13 protein-coding genes are annotated in these 17787 nt (G+C 47.0%); 4 read left to right on the top strand and 9 right to left on the bottom strand.

Features of this window, described 5'->3' with window-relative positions:
- Positions 1-142: 142 nt before the first annotated feature.
- Both ABXT59_RS09555 and ABXT59_RS09550 read left to right on the top strand, forming a co-directional pair.
- Positions 143-2437: an NADP-dependent malic enzyme gene (locus ABXT59_RS09555; RefSeq protein WP_443635888.1), complete on the top strand. Its 2295-nt coding sequence runs from the start codon at positions 143-145 to the stop codon at positions 2435-2437.
- A 215-nt stretch (positions 2438-2652) separates the two neighbouring features.
- Positions 2653-3855 (top strand): DegT/DnrJ/EryC1/StrS family aminotransferase, encoded by a 1203-nt coding sequence (locus tag ABXT59_RS09550; protein WP_443635887.1) that lies wholly within the window; start codon positions 2653-2655, stop codon positions 3853-3855.
- A 22-nt stretch (positions 3856-3877) separates the two neighbouring features.
- On the opposite strand, the gene ABXT59_RS09545 is transcribed toward ABXT59_RS09550, so the two are convergent.
- The 3 genes from ABXT59_RS09545 to ABXT59_RS09535 are packed head-to-tail and all read right to left on the bottom strand — an operon-like array spanning position 3878 to position 10344.
- The gene (locus ABXT59_RS09545; protein WP_443635886.1) at positions 3878-6319 is read right to left on the bottom strand and encodes a GcvT family protein; all 2442 of its coding nucleotides are present in this window, start codon (positions 6317-6319) and stop codon (positions 3878-3880) included.
- Between the two features lie 47 nt (positions 6320-6366).
- Complete coding sequence (locus ABXT59_RS09540) at positions 6367-8790, bottom strand: FAD-dependent oxidoreductase (protein WP_443635885.1); 2424 nt, start codon at positions 8788-8790, stop codon at positions 6367-6369.
- A gap of 12 nt (positions 8791-8802) precedes the next feature.
- Entirely contained in the window at positions 8803-10344 is a 1542-nt protein-coding gene (locus ABXT59_RS09535) for a trimethylamine methyltransferase family protein (protein WP_443635884.1), read from the bottom strand.
- Between the two features lie 139 nt (positions 10345-10483).
- Between ABXT59_RS09535 and gcvA the strand changes: the two genes are divergently transcribed.
- Entirely contained in the window at positions 10484-11362 is an 879-nt protein-coding gene (gene gcvA / locus ABXT59_RS09530; protein ID WP_443635883.1) for a transcriptional regulator GcvA, read from the top strand.
- A gap of 143 nt (positions 11363-11505) precedes the next feature.
- The gene (locus tag ABXT59_RS09525; protein WP_443635882.1) at positions 11506-11928 is read left to right on the top strand and encodes a VOC family protein; all 423 of its coding nucleotides are present in this window, start codon (positions 11506-11508) and stop codon (positions 11926-11928) included.
- A gap of 60 nt (positions 11929-11988) precedes the next feature.
- Here ABXT59_RS09525 and ABXT59_RS09520 read toward each other — a convergent pair whose 3' ends face one another.
- The 6 genes from ABXT59_RS09520 to ABXT59_RS09495 all read right to left on the bottom strand — a co-directional run bounded on the left by ABXT59_RS09520 (position 11989) and on the right by ABXT59_RS09495 (position 17782).
- Positions 11989-12822 (bottom strand): SDR family oxidoreductase, encoded by an 834-nt coding sequence (locus ABXT59_RS09520; protein WP_443635881.1) that lies wholly within the window; start codon positions 12820-12822, stop codon positions 11989-11991.
- Positions 12823-12867: 45 nt separating this feature from the next.
- A complete protein-coding gene (locus ABXT59_RS09515; RefSeq protein WP_443635880.1) occupies positions 12868-13698 on the bottom strand; it encodes a class II fructose-bisphosphate aldolase in 831 nt (276 codons plus the stop codon).
- A 6-nt stretch (positions 13699-13704) separates the two neighbouring features.
- On the bottom strand, positions 13705-14544 hold the full coding sequence (locus ABXT59_RS09510) for a 5-deoxy-glucuronate isomerase (RefSeq protein ID WP_443635879.1): 840 nt from the start codon (positions 14542-14544) through the stop codon (positions 13705-13707).
- 35 nt (positions 14545-14579) lie between these two features.
- Positions 14580-15572 carry a PfkB family carbohydrate kinase gene (locus ABXT59_RS09505; RefSeq protein WP_443635878.1) on the bottom strand — a complete coding sequence of 331 codons (993 nt, stop codon included), beginning with the start codon at positions 15570-15572 and terminating at the stop codon, positions 14580-14582.
- A gap of 1 nt (position 15573) precedes the next feature.
- Positions 15574-16698 (bottom strand): Gfo/Idh/MocA family protein, encoded by a 1125-nt coding sequence (locus ABXT59_RS09500; protein ID WP_443635877.1) that lies wholly within the window; start codon positions 16696-16698, stop codon positions 15574-15576.
- Between the two features lie 61 nt (positions 16699-16759).
- The gene (locus tag ABXT59_RS09495) at positions 16760-17782 is read right to left on the bottom strand and encodes an ABC transporter permease (protein ID WP_443635876.1); all 1023 of its coding nucleotides are present in this window, start codon (positions 17780-17782) and stop codon (positions 16760-16762) included.
- Positions 17783-17787: the final 5 nt, after the last annotated feature.

Genomic DNA, 17787 nt, shown 5'->3' with positions numbered 1-17787 from the left:
TTATTTATAAAAATTTTGTAGTATTATTACAAATAGTGTTTATTAACAAAGACTACTTTTGATTTTGCTCGTTATACGTTAGTCTTAGTTTCTTTTAATCCCCCAAGCTGCAACAGCTTCAAAGCACCCTAAGGAAAACTTCATGCCTGAGTCTCTTAAAGACAGCGCTATGCGCTACCATACTCACCCAACGCCCGGTAAATTGTGTATTCAACCCACAAAACCATTGGCTAATAAGCGCGATCTAGCGCGGGCTTATTCTCCTGGAGTGGCCTATGCGTGTGAAGCTATTGTGGAAGACGAGGCGATGGCTGCAGCGGTGACTGCGCGAGGCAATTTAGTTGGCGTAATCACCAATGGTACGGCAGTTTTAGGTCTGGGGAATATTGGGCCACTGGCCTCCAAACCTGTGATGGAAGGCAAGGCGGTTCTATTTAAGAAATTTGCGAATATCGACGTCTTTGATATAGAAATCCAAGAAAATGAAGTCGACAAGCTGGTGGATATTATTGCGGCACTGGAACCGACCTTTGGCGGCATAAACTTAGAAGACATTAAAGCGCCAGAATGTTTTTTGGTTGAGCAAAAACTGCGTGAACGCATGAAGATTCCAGTCTTTCATGATGACCAACATGGTACAGCCATTGTCGCTGCAGCGGCTATATATAATGGTTTAAGAGTCGTCGAAAAGAACATTGAAGACATTAAAGTGGTGGTATCTGGGTCAGGTGCGGCCAGTATTGCTTGTCTAGATTTGCTGGTTAGTATGGGTCTACCCCGCACAAACATTAGTTTGATAGATCGTTTGGGCGTGATTTACAAAGGCCGTGGCGATGGCATGAACCAATGGAAAGAAGCGTATGCCAGAGAAACTGACGACCGCACCTTAGCTGACGCGATGGTTGGTGCTGATTTATTTATGGGCTTGTCTGCACCGGGTGTGTTAACACAAGACATGGTCATCACCATGGGCCCTAAGCCATTAATTTTAGCTATGGCCAACCCAACACCAGAAATCATGCCAGAATTGGCGATGGCTGTGCGACCTGATGCCATTGTTGCAACGGGTCGGTCTGACTACCCTAACCAAGTTAACAATGTTTTGTGTTTTCCGTTTATCTTTCGTGGCGCCCTAGATTGTGGCGCTACTACGATCAACGAAGCCATGAAGCAAGCTTGCGTTAAAGCCATAGCCGACCTTGCTTGTAAAGAAGTAACGGACGTGGTGGCCGCGGCTTATGTGGGTGAAGACTTTCGCTTTGGTCCTGAATACCTAATCCCTAAGCCCTTTGATCCGCGTCTCATCGAAGAAGTGCCCCTAGCTGTTGTCAAAGCGGCCATGGAAAGTGGGGTGGCAACCCGTCCAATTAAAGACCTGGACGCTTACCGGATTAAATTACAAGGCTATGTGAACCAAGCGGGTTTATTCATGCAACCCATGATCGAAAAAGCCAAACAAGGCCCTCAACGGCGTATTGTTTATGCCGAAGGGGAGAACGAAGATGTACTAATGTCGATGCAGGCTATGATTGATGAAGCGGTTGCTAAGCCCATTCTCATTGGTCGCCAAAGTGTCATTCAGCAGACCATTGAACGTCTGAGTTTGCGAGTTAAGTTAGGCGAAGAAGTGGAGGTTTTTGATCCAAAAGATTGTGATTTACATGACCGTTATTGGCAGCAGTACCATAAGAAAGTGGCGCGCAAAGGGGTTTCTATAGCAACAGCTAAACAGGAAATGCGTAATAACCCAACGGCTTTAGCATCAGTAATGGTGGACCTTGACGAAGCCCATGGCATGATTTGTGGAAAAGTCGGACGCTTTGATACTCACTTTAAGACCCTATTTCAGGTGCTTGGTCCAAAGACTCCCAATACACATGTATCCACTGTGTGTGCGTTATTGCTTCCTAGTGGCCCATTGTTCTTAGCCGATGCTTTTTTAACAGTAGACCCCTCGGCAGAGGAAGTCATCGCCACCACTGAAGCTAGCATGGAGTTTGTGCGTCAATTTGGCATTAAGCCTAAAGTCGCTCTTTTGTCACACTCTAACTTTGGCACCTCAAACGATGGTCAGGCCACTAAAATGCGCCACGCCTCAGCCACCCTTCGCGAACGCTATCCCAATGACGAAATCGAAGGGGAAATGCATTCATTTACCGCCCTGAATGAAGAGTTACGCCAAGCCATTTTACCTAACTCCAAACTTACTGGGCAACCTAACCTACTAATCATGCCAAGTTTAGATACAGCTAACATTACTCTTGGACTAATCCGTTCTCTTACGGATGCCCTACTCATTGGTCCTTTTGTACATGGTTTGGCAAAGCCTGCGCACATTGTGATTCCCTCAGTGACGGGCAGAGGCATGTTCAATATGAGCGCTATTACAGCAGCTGACGTGCAAAACCATTGTGAAACTAACGCGTGTAGTATCTAAATTCTAAGTTGCTGAGCCTAAGTCCTTCAACCCGCTTTAAGTGTGAATCTTAAAGCTAGATTGGGTAGGACCCCTATGCCATTGATGGGAACTTATGTTTTGGGCTTCAATAGACCTTGTGGCTGGGCCTTTGTGGGTAAATTAGTGTCAAGGTCTTGCAGCAATTTATAGGATATGAGGCGTTAGCCTGATATTGAAAATTGAGAAAGTAAGTCATGTCTAAACTGCAGTTTACCAAAGCCTTCACCCAGCAAGAAGCGATCCCTGAACAGGCCAAGCAAAGGGTCATGGAGTTACTCGATTCAGGTCGTTTACACCGCTACAATACAGTAGGAAATGAGCTGTCTGATGCGGCCATGTTAGAGCAAGAGTATGCTCAATACCAAGGCCGCAAGTACTGCTTAGCGTGCACTTCTGGGGGCTATGGAATTCACATTGCGCTGCGGGCTATGGGTTTGCAAGTGGGTGATGAGGTGTTAACTAATGCCTACACCCTAGCTCCTGTGCCCGGTGCGATTCATGCGGCTGGGGGCAAACCCGTGTTAGTTGAAATAGATGAGAATTATCACCTCGACTTAGCTGACTTAAAGGCTAAGGCGGAGGCGAGTAATGCTAAAATCTTACTCTTGTCATTAATGCGTGGGCACATTCCTAACATGCAGCAACTGATGACCCTATGCAACGAGTTGGGTATCAAAGTATTGGAAGATTGTGCTCATACCATGGGGGCTTCTTGGAATGGCATAAAGTCAGGAAATTTTGGCCAAGTCGCAGCCTTTAGTTTGCAAACCTACAAGCACATGAATACAGGTGAAGGTGGTTTGGTGGTGACTGATGATGCAGAAATCGCTGCGCGTTTAATCATGCACTCTGGTTCTTATATGCTGTATGAGCGTCATGGTGCAGCGCCAGCCCCAGAAGTGTTCGAAAACATACGCTTAGTCAGTGCCAGCATGTCTGGCCGCATGGTCAATATGCGGGCGGCTCTTGGGCTCGCGCAATTACCTAACCTAGACAAAAACTGTGAGCGCTGGAATCATCGTTACAACCTACTCAATGCTGCCATTGGGGCAGTAACAGGGGTTGATATTCCCACTCGGGACAAGCGCGAGTCTTTCGTCGGAAGCTCTATTCAATTTCGGCCAACAGCGTTAAAAATGGATCAAATGCCAGACTTTATTGCCGCCTGCGCAGCCCAAGGGGTTGAGCTTAAGTGGTTTGGTGAGTCCCAGCCTAAAGCCTTCACCAGTCGCTATGACAGTTGGCATTACATTAGCCCAATGCCTCATCTTCCCAGCACCCTTGAAGCACTAGATAGAACCTTAGACCTGCCAGTGCCTCTAACCTTTGATGATGAAGATTGTTTGTTGATTGGGGCGGTGATTGCCCAAGTCATGGCTGAGTTCATGGCGCATTAGCGCCACCAACTCAGATCCATTGCTAGGCTTTTGGACGCAGGCCTTTAGGATCGTAGAACCCTCGCAAGCTGGCTTGCGCAGGGAAGCGCTCAAGGGCAATTTCTATCTCAAACTTGGCCTTAGAAAGGCGAATTGGAGATAGGTTGGGCACATTAACATAACCCATACCTATGGCACTGCCCACTGAATGCCCATACATTCCAGAAGTGAGGTAGCCCACAATCTCACCATCCATGACAATCGGTTCATTGTGAAACAACATGGCTTCTGTGTTGTCGAGTTTAAATTGCACTAAGCGGCGCTCAGTTCCATTGGCTTGTAGCTGTTGCTTATATCCATTAATACCAATAAAGTCCCCAGCATCGGGTTTAGCAGCCCAATTAAGGCCTGCTTCAAACAAGTTATCCTCTGGTCCAACATCGTGACCCCAATGAACAAAACCTTTTTCCATGCGCGCGCTGTTAACCGCATGCATCCCCACATTGCGGATACCAAATGCCTCACCAGCTTCAAATAATGCGCGATAGACCTTAGTCATGTGTTGGGTGGGGATGAATAGCTCCCAGCCTAATTCGCCTACATAAGTTAAACGCTGCACCCACATGCGAATACCTGCCACTTCCATGATCTTGCCCGTACCGAAAGGGAAGCCTGCATGGCTTAGGTCTTCAGAGGTTACTTTGGCTAACACACTAGGGGCTAAGGGACCTTGGAGTGCAAGACCCCCAAAATTCATACTAATGTCTTGTAACAACACATCATCGATGAGACGGTGGTTAAGGTGCCACCAATCTCTTGAATGAGAGCCGATACCCGTAATCACCCAATAGGTCATCTTAGCGGTACGCACGACGGTAATATCTGCTTCAATGCCACCCCGGGCATTTAAAAAATGGGTATAAACCACTTTACCGATGGGTACATCAATATTGCCAGCGCAAATATACTGTAGATTCTTAGCAGCGGCTGGCCCAGTGACCTCAAATTTACCAAAGGAAGACATGTCGTAAATGCCTACGCCTTCACGCATCGCCATGTGCTCTTGTTTGGTATTTTCAAACCAGTTTGGCTTTTTATAACTGTATTCGTATTTCGCTTCCTGTCCTGGATTGGCAAACCAGTTGGGGCGCTCGTGGCCACATACTTCACCAAAACAGGCGCCTGCGGCGGCCAGTTCTTGGTGCAAAGGGGACTGAATTTGATCCCGTGCTGTTTCGTATTGGTAAAAAGGCCAATGCATTGCATAACTATGACCTAGAGATTCGGGGATTCGCTCTGCCACGTATTCGTCATGTTGCTGGGCAGGGTGGTGACGGCGGATATCGCATTCACTCACATCACCTGAAGGGTAGCCATCAATCATCCAGTCAGCCATTATTTTGCCGACACCACCGCCAGCGCCAATACCCTTAGAATTCATTCCCGCAGCAATAAATAATTTATCAATCTGAGGGGTGGGGCCAAGCAAATGAAGGTTATCATTGGTAAAGCTTTCTGGACCATTGAACCAAGTGCGAATCCCTGTTTCTTGCAATTGGGGGAAGGTTTCCATGCCATCTAAAAGATAGGGTTCGATGTGATCTTGGTCAAGGGGAAACTGCCCAAAACAGAAGTCGTCGGCAATTTTCTCCATGGGGAGTCCAATGGCGTTGTCTTCAAACCATCCCACTAACATTTTGCCAGCGTCTTCTTTAAAGTATAGGCCTCGGTCAAAATCTCGCAGAACGGGGCGCTGAGTTAGGCCTTCCATTTCCTCTGTGACAATGTAGGAATGTTCGCAAGCATACAAAGGCAGTTGCACACCCACGGTCTTGGCGATGTCACGCGTCCACATACCACCACACAATATTACCTGATCCACTTCCATGGTGCCTTTGTCGGTGCGAATGCCGGTGATGACATTATCTTTAGTTAATAATTCTTCCATGATGGTGTTTTCGAAAATCTCCACACCATTCATGCGTGCACCCTTGGCTAAAGCCATGGTCGTGTCGATGGGATTAGTTTGGCCATCACCGGGTGTGTAGAGGGCCCCTAAAACGCCGTCTGTATTGATACCAGGGTAAAGCTCTGCTAAACGGGTATTGTCGATCATTTCTGATTCCACACCAAATACTTTGCACACAGATGAAGTGCGCTTAATTTCTTCCATGCGAGCCTCGGTGCGCGCTAAGGAAATACTACCAATGCGTTTATAGCCCGTTGCTTGGCCTGTTTCTTCCTCTAAACTTGCATAAAGCTTGTGACTATATTTTGCAAGTTCGGTTAGGGTGGGTGTGGCCCAAGACAAGCTTACTAAGCCCGCCGCGTGCCAAGTGGTGCCACTTGTTAACTGTTGACGCTCTATTAAAACAACATCTTTGATGCCACGTTTGGCTAAATGGTAGGCGACAGAGGTGCCAATAATGCCACCACCAATGATGGCAATACGGGCTTTTTCTGGTAAAACTTGGGTGTTACTCATAACAATTTCCTTAGCCACAAAAACACAGGGTTCTGTGGGATGTATTTTTAACTACGTAACAAGCTGTTGTTGGGATTGTACGCAGGGTCTAGCTCTACATGGCAACGACGGGTGCCAACAGAAGTCTCTACAGTCAAGGCCTGACCCGCTTTACAGTGCTTGGGTTTGAGGTAGGCAAAGGCTAAACTTTTTTCCACTCGATAGCCATAGGCACCGCCGGTAATAATGCCACTATGGTCTCCATTAGCAAAGACCGCTTCGTTACCAAAACATTCCGCAGGTATCTGGTCATCAAATACCAAATATGCCAGTTGTATAGAGAGCCCCACAGTTTGACGCTGTAGCAAATTCTCACTGCCAACAAAGTGGCGACTTAAATCTAAGAAACGATTCATGCCGGCTTCTAAAGCAGATATTTCTTCTGTGAATTCAGCGCCATAAGCACGATACATTTTTTCCATACGCATACTGTTAAAGGCTCGAGTGCCAAAATCTCTCAAGCCCAAGGGCTGGCCAAATTGCATTAATGACTCATAAATAGAAATAAGCTGCCATACAGGCATGTGTAATTCCCATCCAAGTTCCCCAGCGTAAGATACGCGCATGGCAAATACAGGAGCTGAATCGAGCTGAATAGTTTGGCAACTTAACCAAGCAAAGGCATTATTGGATAGGTCATCTTCACAAATAGTTTGCAGAATCTCACGTGCTTTGGGTCCAGTGAGTAATACGCCACCCCAATCTTCGCTGAAGTCTTCTATGGTGACTTGATAATCACCCACATGCTGCTGCAGCCATTGCATGTCTTTAATTTGGCAGCCAATAGCGCCCATCAATACAAAATGTTCTTGGCTAATGCGACTGACGGTTTGTTCAGCCATAATGCCACCATTTTCTGCATGAAATAAAGTGAGGGTAATGCGGCCATCTTTAGTGGGCAACTTGTTACATGACAGGTGATCTAAAAAGGCATAGGCATCTGGCCCTTTAACACGGAATTTAGCAGTGCCACTGATGTCAGTAATGCCACAGGTGTTTTGCACCGCCGCACATTCTTCCGCGACTACGGCATGGGTTTCACTGTGAGTCCAAGTTTCACTTTCTTCTCGTACAGAGTCAGTTTTAAACCATGCAGGTTTTTCAAAACCAGCACTGACAAAATGCACGGCATCTTTTTGTGCCATGACCGTGTGCAGCGGACTCGTGCGGATCGGCCGGCCATGGGGACGGTTTTCCGTAGGCGACGCACTGGCATACATGCGTTCGTAGGACTCAATAGCGCGAGTGATGCAGTATTTTTTATCAGCCCATGGGCCAAACCGACGACTATCTAACGAGGCCATATTGAGTTCTGTTTGGCCATGCACCATCCACTGGGCCATATACTTGCCTATGCCACCTTGGGCAATGCCAATAGAAGCGCCTGTCATATTCCAGAAATTAGTCAGGCCAGCAACGGGGCCTACTAAAAAGTTATCATCGGGCGTGTGAGTAATGGGGCCGTTAATAATGGTTTTAACACCAACCTCCTTGAATAGAGGTACCAGTTCCATACAACGTTCTAGCCAAGGCATCAGACGCACTAAATCTCCAGCAAATAATTCCCGGTCAAAGTTCCAATCCATACCTTTAATGGCCCAGGGCTTTGAACCTCGTGTTTCGTAGGGCCCAACTAATAAGCCATTACCTTCTTGGCAAATGTAAGCTGATGCTGTGGAATCTCGTGTGACAGGCATTTCTTTCACTAAGGCGGCAATGTCTGGATGGTCTTCGGTAATGAGGTATTGATGTTCTAGATTGATAATAGGCACGTGTGCACCCACCATACGGCCTACTTCTGGGGCAAAACAACCGGCAGCATTAACCACATGCTCAGCAATAATGTTGCCTTGTTCAGTGATTACTTCGTAACCACCTTGGGGTAGGGTTATGATGTCTGTGACGCGGTTAAAACGACTAATTTTAGCGCCATTATCACGCGCCATTTGAGCCAGAGGCATGACTACAGATGTTGGGTCTACTCTGCCGTCATTTGGCGTGTATAAAATACAGCGCGCACTGTCAAAATTCATTACAGGATTGATTGCTTTAGCTTCTTCTTTAGAGACCCAGCGCATCTCACAACCAATGTTGTGAGCTCTACTCATGACGTTACGAAACCATTGTTCTTCTAATTCTGTGTAGCCTACTCTTAGGCTGCCACACTTGTGGAACGTGGATGGTAATCCAGTTTTGGCAGGTATAATTTTGTCATACAGGTCAATGGTGTAATCGTGTATTTTAGATAGGGTGTGGTTGCCGTTAAAGTTAGGGCATAAGCCCGCAGCGTGCCATGTGGACCCGCTAGTGAGTTCCCCCTTTTCAATCATGACCACATCGGTCCAACCTTCTTCGGTAAGATGGTACATGAGGTTAACACCAAGGGATCCGCCACCAATAATAACAACGCGGGCATGTGATTGTAGGGACATAATAATTTTCTCTTAACGGCCAATTTGTTCACGGGTCAGGCGGATATCAAATTCCGCTCTGATGGCTAAATCGGCCTCATCACTGATGTGGGTAGGGAAATAGCTGGCTAATAGTTCTTTCTTTTTAGCGATGGCTTTGTCTAATAACACAGGCTTTCCTTGTTCGGCCCATACGTTGGGGCTGCTGCGGTCACCTAAGTTGGGATAAATGTATTCAGTTTGCATTACTGATAGGGTCTGGTCAGAGCCTAAATAGTGACCTTTGCCACCCATACACACCTCATTTATGACATCAAAGCTTAAGCTGTCTGCGTCCACTTTAAGGCCTTTAGTCATGCGCATGCAAGCCCCTAATACGTCATTATCCATGAGTAAACTTTCTGGGCAAGCTCCCATTAAACTGCCATACATTCCAGCCGCCTCATACACCACATTGGCACCAGCCATCGCTGCAGCAACCGCAGTATAAGCTCTTTCAGCACCCGCCTGAAAGTCTGGAAACTTTGCATCCGTCATGCCACAAGCGGTGCCCGTGGGCAAATCAAAATAGTTACCCATTTGGGCGCAGGCTGCGGATAAAATGCCTTGTTCTGGAGAACCGCCACTCATAGCCCCAGTGCGCAAATCAGATACAAAAGGCCAAGTGCCGATAATGGCAGGAGCGCCTGGCTTTATTGCATTAACGTAGACTAAACCGCCTAAACATTCAGCCCATGCTTGAGACACAGCACCGGCTAGCAACGCAGGTGCTGTCGCTCCAGCTTGTCCGGCAGAAAGTAACAAAATAGGCATGCCTCCCTCTACACCGACACGCAGACATTCTAAAGACTCCTCTGCAAAGGTCATGGGCGGCACCACAAAACAATTGGACATACTCACAAAAGGGCGTGCTCGCCATGCGGCTTCACTGCCAGAAAAATGGTGCAGCATTTTTAGCCCTGCGCTCACATGATCAGCTTCGGTAAAGCTGGTACCTATATGTTTACTATTACCCATGACAGAACAATATAGGGTATTTAAATCCATAGTTTTTGGATCGTCTATGTCTCTTAATACGCACATACGTTGAAACATATGAATGTGTTCACAGGTATCTGCAATCCGCGCCATATCATACAAATCTTCAGTGGCAGAATTACGGTAGGAGTTATTTTCTGGGTCTGACACATGCACTGCAGCACCCGCTGTTGAGAAATGCACCCGCTGGCCATTAATCGCTAAATCGTGTTTGGCATCAACGCCATAAAGGGTTAAATTTCGCTGACAGATACTTAACGTATGTTCAACTAAGCTACGGGGGATACGCAAGCGGCCATCATCACCCATGATTGCTCCAGCAGCGACCATAGTGTCGGTGCAGTGGGGTGTCGATCGCCCAAATCCAATGTCTTCTAAAATGCGGTAAGCATTTTCAGCAATAGCCGCCATCGCACTGGGAGACAGGGGCATAAATGTGCCTCCAGTTTCGCCTGGATGAACAGGTTTTGCTTCTTCAGTTAAGGGGGCTAAACGCTCTGCTAAACGGGCCTGACGGCCACCGGATCGACGTGACATATTATTTCCAGAGTAAGGTTTTTATTGTTTTGAAATCGGCTCATTTTTAGCTGAAATATAATTCTATTCAATTGATTATTTTTATGCTTTTGGATTAGAATAACTAATATCAATCTGGATGCAATAGTGAGTTTAATTAATGGCCAGAAAACTCCCCTCTTTAAATAGCTTACGTGCCTTTGAAGCCACTGCGAGACACCTGAGTTTTACTCATGCTGCGGATGAATTATTTGTCACACAAGCAGCCATTAGCCACCAAGTAAAAGCCCTCGAAGATTACCTAGGTCATAGTTTATTCAAACGCTTGCCCCGCAACTTAACCCTCACAGCTCAGGGGGAGTCCTTGATGCCAGTATTAGCTGGTGCATTTGATGATATAGCCAATGCGGTAGTGAGTCTGAAACAAGACAAGGCGGGCTCTCTGCTCAACGTGCGTTTAGCGCCGTCTTTTGCAGCTAAGTGGTTATCGCCACGCTTGAAAGACTTTTGGCAAATGTACCCAGAAATTGACCTATGTTTATTCCATGCGCACAACCCAGTTGACTTTGAACGAGAAGATATTGATCTAGCAGTCACCTATGGCCGTGGTGACTGGAAGGGCGTCGAAAGTACGGCCATCATCAGTCTAGATTTTTTTCCTGTAGCAAGCCCTGCATGGGTCGCCAATAATGAACCTCTAATCAAACCAGAGCAGTTACTCAACGTCACTTTATTACATGATGCGGGCCCATATGCATGGAATGAATGGCTGCGGCAGGCCGGGGTAAAGGGCATTAATAACAGACGTGGCACCACCATTGATGACACTAACGTATTAATTCAAGCGGCCATAGATGGTCAAGGCGTAGCTCTAGGATCGACTCCGTTTGTGGAGGATCATTTGGCTTCTGGACGTTTAGTCATTGTGTTTGACCAGGTGCTCATTACTGATTATGCCTATTATGTGGTGTGCCCTAAAGCCCATTTACAACGCCCAGATATAATGGCCTTTAAGGATTGGCTGTTAGCTCAGGTTTAAGGTGCATTAGCTTAAAAAGTGGGTTCGATAATGCTCACCTCTGCAAGTTAAGACGCGGATATCGTTTATGCACAGCATAAAAACTGGGAGAATTCAAAACTAATATTTTCTCCAGTCTGAATAACATAGAGAGGACCAGACCATTGAAACAATCTATCGTGCACATTGCCTTGGTGGTGGAAGATTACGATGATGCGATTAACTTTTATGTCAATAAACTAAAGTTTGAACTCATTGAAGACACGTATCAGCCAACACAAGACAAACGTTGGGTAGTGGTTTCACCGCCTGGTTCCAACGGCGTGACTCTATTGTTAGCGCGCGCATCTAAAGCAGAACAAAAGGCTGTGGTAGGTGATCAGACTGGGGGTAGAGTGTTTCTTTTTTTAGCCACTGATGACGTTTGGCGTGACTACAAACGCATGGTCTTAGAAGGTATAAAGTTCATTAGGCAACCCCACCAACAAGATTATGGAACAGTGGCGGTATTTGAAGACCTGTATGGTAATTTATGGGACTTACTAGAGTTAAACTCAGATCATCCAATGGCTGCTAGAACGCTTTAATTAGACTTTGAATCCCAAGGCGAGGCGCGTTACTTTTCATCCAAAGCCTCTGTGGACTAGTTATGGGGCATCCTGCAAACGCTGCTCAGGTACCACCATAGCATCACTGGCAGCCCATACGGACTGGTCAAAATTAACGACTGAACCTGTCATTAAGCCCGACTCGTCACTGGCTAGAAAAGCCAAAGCACGGGCGACTTCCTGAGGATCCACTAAACGCCCAAAAGGCATGCTGGCACCCACTTTTTCTTGCCAGCCATCCTCAGCACCATGATACTTGCGTTGAATAACATCTTCTTCATCACTTGCCATCCAGCCAATATTTAAGCAGTTGACTCGAATTCGGTCTCGCATTAAAGCGTGAGCTGCATTGCGGGTCAGGGTGTTGAGACCGCCTTTTGAGGTGCAATAAGCAGTGAGCATTGGCATACCAGCATAGGCAGCGATAGAACCAATGCTAACAATAGAGCCATCATTGCCAGTGCTGCGCATTAATTTAGCAGCGGCTTGAATAAGAAAAAAGGGTGCGCGCACATTAATGTTCATGATACGGTCAAAGAGTTCGGGAGAAGTGTCTAAAATGGTACCACGCTCAGATAGGCCTGCCACATTGATCAGAATGTCGAGTTGTCCAAAATGCTCTTGTGCAGCATTTATGATGTGTTGCGGCGCATCTATTTCAGCTAGGTCTGCGGTCACAAAGTGCACCTTGCAGGCTGGATATTTGCTTTGAATACTCTCAGCGACAGCCAGCCCTTTGGCCGTTTGGCGGCCACACAAGACAAGGCCCTTGGCACCGCGCTCTGCAAATAAGTGAGCAGTAGCCGCCCCCAAGCCTTGGCTACCGCCAGTAATGACGGCTACTTTATTGTTGAGGCCAGTTAATTGTGCCATGAGCTAATCTCGTTTCAGGTTAATTTTGAGTGAGCCGCGGCCCACTTATTGGCCCAGCAAACGAATCATTTTATCTGCTTCATCACTCACTTCAGGAATGATCGTCTTCATGATGGTAAGCCGATCAAATACGTCGGCGTCGGCGTCAAGAGTGCGGCGTAAAGTGTGACCAAAACGCTGGCGCAGGCAGGTGCCTATATTAAATTTACACACGTTTGCTTTGGCCAAGGTTTGTATATCATGACTTTTTACACCGCTAGTGCCATGAATAACTAAGGCCACATTTAACGTGGCTTGCAATTCTTCAAAGCGGGTAAAGTCAATATCGACAAAGGTGTTCTCTAAACGATGTATATTACCCACGGAGACGGCCAGCACATCTGGTTTGGCTTGCTCTAACATCATCACAGCCTCTCCAATGTCAGTCAGTTCAGACTTGATATGATCACGACCACTGGCATAGGGTACCGATCCTACTTCCGCTTCTACGGAAGCCCCAGCAAGTTTGGCATGCTCAACCACCTGCTTGACCCCCGCAATATTTTCTGCGATTGGCAACTGTGAACCATCGTACATGACGGAGGTGAAACCTACGTCTATGGCTTTGATTACTGTGGGAATGTCGTAGTTATGATCAAGGTGCAGGCATACAGGCACTGTAGCACTTTGCGCAAGTGGCTTGAGCATGCCAATAATATGCTCTAATGGCATAAACAAGGTCATGTCTAAGTTCACTGCCAGAATGACACTGGCATTGCGCGCCTCTGCCGCTTTGACAACCGCCAAAGCGTCCTCATAACCAAACACATTAAAGCATGGCACAGCATAGCCCTGCTTTAAAGCTGGCTGCATTAGGTCTGTTAAATTAACTAACATGTTGGTCTACTTAAACTTACTGATCATATCTTTCATACCGGGAATAGTTTCCAGTTGATAGGCATGTTCAGGGTGGAAATTTTGGTGTAATGGACGTTGCGATTTGCCCGCTAAAATAGTGAAGTAATACATTTCATAACCGGGTCCTGCAACACAGGGGTGGTAGCCTTTTTCTATTTGGATGGTGGAGCCATTGCGAATATGGAAAACGTCACCCATTTCTTCACCCTCTAGGGTTAAAAACTGGGCTCCAAAGCCGTGCTCTGGATTAAAACGGAAGTTATAGACTTCGTCGTGACGAGTTTCTGCAGGTAAAGTATCGGTGTCGTGTTTGTGGGGTGGAAAGCCAGACCAGCCTCCTGCACCGACCGTAAACAACTCGCTTACCAGTAATCGACCCACCTGACCAGCTTGAGACTTACCTAATATATGTTTAATTTTACGATGGGTTTTGGTGTCATCAGAGCCATATTGCACGGGGTCAATGTCTGACTCACGCACGACAAATGGTTTATACACTTCATCGTGCCTGGCACCTGAGATAAAAACTTCAGCTTGATCACTGACACAGGTAAATGTAACCTCAGTACTCAAAGGAACATAGACTCCTTCGGGCTCACCTTCCCATATGTGCATGCGTTTGCCCACTGCTGCAAAGTGTTGATCTGCAACACTCACGTCAATACTTCCAGTGGCAGGTACTAAACAGGTTTCATACCCTTCAACTTGGGAGGTAAAAGACTCTCCCTTTGTTAGTTTAACGATATTAAAATAACACAAAGGCGTTTTTTCATTGTCACGATCGACAATGGCTTGGTTTTGGTTATCGTGATGTGGAATATGCATGTAAAACTCCTAATAAACTTTGCCTTAGTCTCGCCCTAGCGCCAATTGGCAGCTGGGGTCATGGCTATGGATTGCTGCATTAATGTAATTTGCTCTGGACTGGGCATAGCGCTGGCACAGCCTCGTTGTGAAACTACGATTGCTGCTGCTGCGCTGCCACAGGACATGGCAGCCTGCCAATCCTCATGGCCGCTGTAATGGTGTACTAGATTACCCAAAAACGCATCGCCAGCGCCGTAGGGTTTTAAAGATTTGACGGGGTAAACGCCAGTATCAAGGCGTTGATCCTTGGTAAATAGACTGGCCCCATGGCCACCCCGTTTAAGCAAAATGGTTTGCCCCTTGGAGGGTAAACTTGCTTGTTTAATATATAAATCTAACTCATCGGTCAGCACAGCAAACTCTTCTTCATTACCGACCACGACGTGGGCATGTTCCGCGGCTAGGCTATAAATAGCTCGAGTCGTTTGCAGATCAGGCCAATTCCATGGGCGGTAGTCTAAGTCTAGCCAAACGTGACAATTATGGCGCTTAGCGTGCAGCATGAGTTCTAAAGTCGTGGTGCGTGAAGGCTCAGAAATAAGAGCTGTGCCCGTCACGATTAGGTTATCGCTTTGGGTCACGGCATGCTTCATTGCGTCGGTAAGCTGCAACTGTAGATCAGCGGCATCGTTGCGGTAAATCACCACTTCGCAATCTGTGGGTCTGACTTCGGCTAACGCAAGACTGGTGCGACTACTGCCCAAACTCACTTGCAAAAATGCATCACTCACCTGGTATTGTAAGAGTCTTTGGCGCACAAAATGGCCAACAGTATCCTCAGACACAGCCGACAAGAGTGCTACTTTAGATCCTGCCCGGCTCATAGCCACAGCAATGTTGCCCCCAGATCCGCCCATGTCAGCACTAAAACCATCTGCATCGCTGGTTTTACCACCATCGGGTTGGGGATATAGGTCAAGACCTGCACGGCCTAAAACCAGTGCATTCCAAGTCTTGCCAGAGTCAGACAGGGGCAGGCTGGTCATGTTATTCCACGTCCATCCATTGACCACTCATGGCTGACCGGTCAATGGCATCCATGACTTTTTCTATGTTTAAACCATCAGCAAAACTCGGCCATGTTTGCCCACCTTGTTCAATGGTGGTGAGTAATTGGTTGAGCTCACACGCTTTGACATCAATATAACCCAGCGTATGCCCCGCGTTAGGTAAAAAAGCGTCGTAGGGCTTGTGATAAGGGCCAGACAAAATAGTACGGAAGCCCTGCTGGCGTGGATCATCAGAGGGAGTAAAAAGTTGTAATTCGTTGAGGCGCTCTTGGTCAAAGCGAATCATGCCCTGTGAGCCATGCACTTCCCAACTTAAACCACATTTGCGGCCCCAAGCCACACGGCTGACTCGAAGTGTGCCTTTAATGCCACTTTTGAAACGTGCAATGGCCATGCACACATCATCATTGTCAACAGTTTTACGGGTGTTGGTTTTAGGGTCGTGACGGTCAGGGTAAACAATGTCATATTCACCCACTACGCGACTAATATTACTGCCAGTCATAAAATGGGCAACGCTTACTAAGTGACACATAACATCGGCATTGGCCCCAGTGCCTGATAATTCGCGGTTCATACGCCAACTATAAGGCCGCTCTGGATCAGCTTCGTTGTCTACATCATAGACACCAAAGAAACCTGTGACCTCTCCAATAACACCTTCGTTAATCATATCACGCGCCGCATGGACTAAGGGGTTCTGGATGTAGTTATAACCCACTATAGTTTTCTGATCACTGGCTGCAGCGGCATCTACCATGGCTTGAGAGTCTGACAAGTTGGTCGACATGGGTTTTTCGCACCAAACATGTTTGCCTGCAGCGAGGGCGGCGATGGCAATTTCTTTGTGCACAGAGTTGGGCACACAAATAGAAATTAAATCAACCTTAGGATCATTCACCACATCCATAGGATCTGTGGTGCAACGGGCAAAGCCCATTTCTGCGCGTTTGGTCTCCGCAATGTGTGGGTCTTGATCGCACACCATTTCCAACCTTGGGCGCAATTGACCACCAAAAGCAGTGCCTGCAGATGCATATGCGATGGAATGGGCCTTACCCATAAATGCGGTACCAATAACACCTATGCCTATTTCTTTCATGCCTTTGTCTCTATCTTTAGTTCTGAAACCCTAGTGGGTTGCGCCTTCAATCTAACTATTTTTAGCGGTTGCCATTATTATTATTGCGATATTGATCTGCAACGACCGCCGCCACGATGATGATTCCCTTTACAATGTTGGTGTAAAACGAACCAATACCTAAGAAGGTAAAGCCAGAAGTGATCACACCTAAAATACACACACCAATAATAGTGCCTGTAATACGACCCTTGCCGCCCATTAATGAGGTGCCACCAATCACCACAGCAGCGATAGCATCTAACTCGTACAACATGCCCGCACCCGACTGAGCAGTGAGGGTCCGTGACGTTTCCACCACTGCTGCCAGTCCATATAGTCCGCCTGCTAAGGTATAAACTAATAATTTATGAGCTCTAATATTAATGCCAGCGACCCGAGCGGCTTGTTCGTTAGAACCAATCGCATAGGTATAGCGGCCATAGCGCGTATAGCGTAGCAGCAAATGGAAGGCCATGGCGGTGGTTAAAAATATGATTACTGGAATAATGCCACTACCTAAAACAGCGTAGTCGTCGATAAAAAAGCTCACCTGGGAACCACTGGTGTACCAGCGCGCCAAACCGCGAGCTGCCACCAACATGCCCAGAGTTGCAATAAAGGGTGGAATACCCGAATAAGCAATCAAGCCTCCGTTGACTCCACCCAACACAAAGCCCATCAAAATACCCGCCAAGATGGGCACTAACACAGGCATGTCCGTTAAGGCAGGGTAGACGGCTCGGGTAAAATCTGAGGTCTGAGCTAAGCTTGCGGCCACCAAACCAGTAAACGCTAACATTGAACCACTGGAGAGATCGATACCTGCCATGATAATGATCTGGGTCACGCCGATGGCAATAATACCAATAATGGACATCTGTAGAATGATAATAGTGAGGCGCTGGGTATTAAAAATAAAACTCTGGCCCGATATAAACCATCCAAGAATTTCGAAAGTAAGGGCAGTGCCAAGCAACACCATTAGAATGCTGTGATCTTTGGGAAGCCAGTCTTTCCAGCTTTTCTCGGTTTTGTAGCCACCTGTTGATGAGGATGAAGTCATGGTAA

Origin of the sequence: Candidatus Njordibacter sp. Uisw_058, from assembly GCF_047730065.1 — a bacterium.
In the GTDB taxonomy this organism is placed as follows: Bacteria; Pseudomonadota; Gammaproteobacteria; order Pseudomonadales; family Balneatricaceae; genus Njordibacter.
Note: the sequence above shows the minus strand (reverse complement) of the source record. Positions and strands in the feature narration are given on the sequence as shown.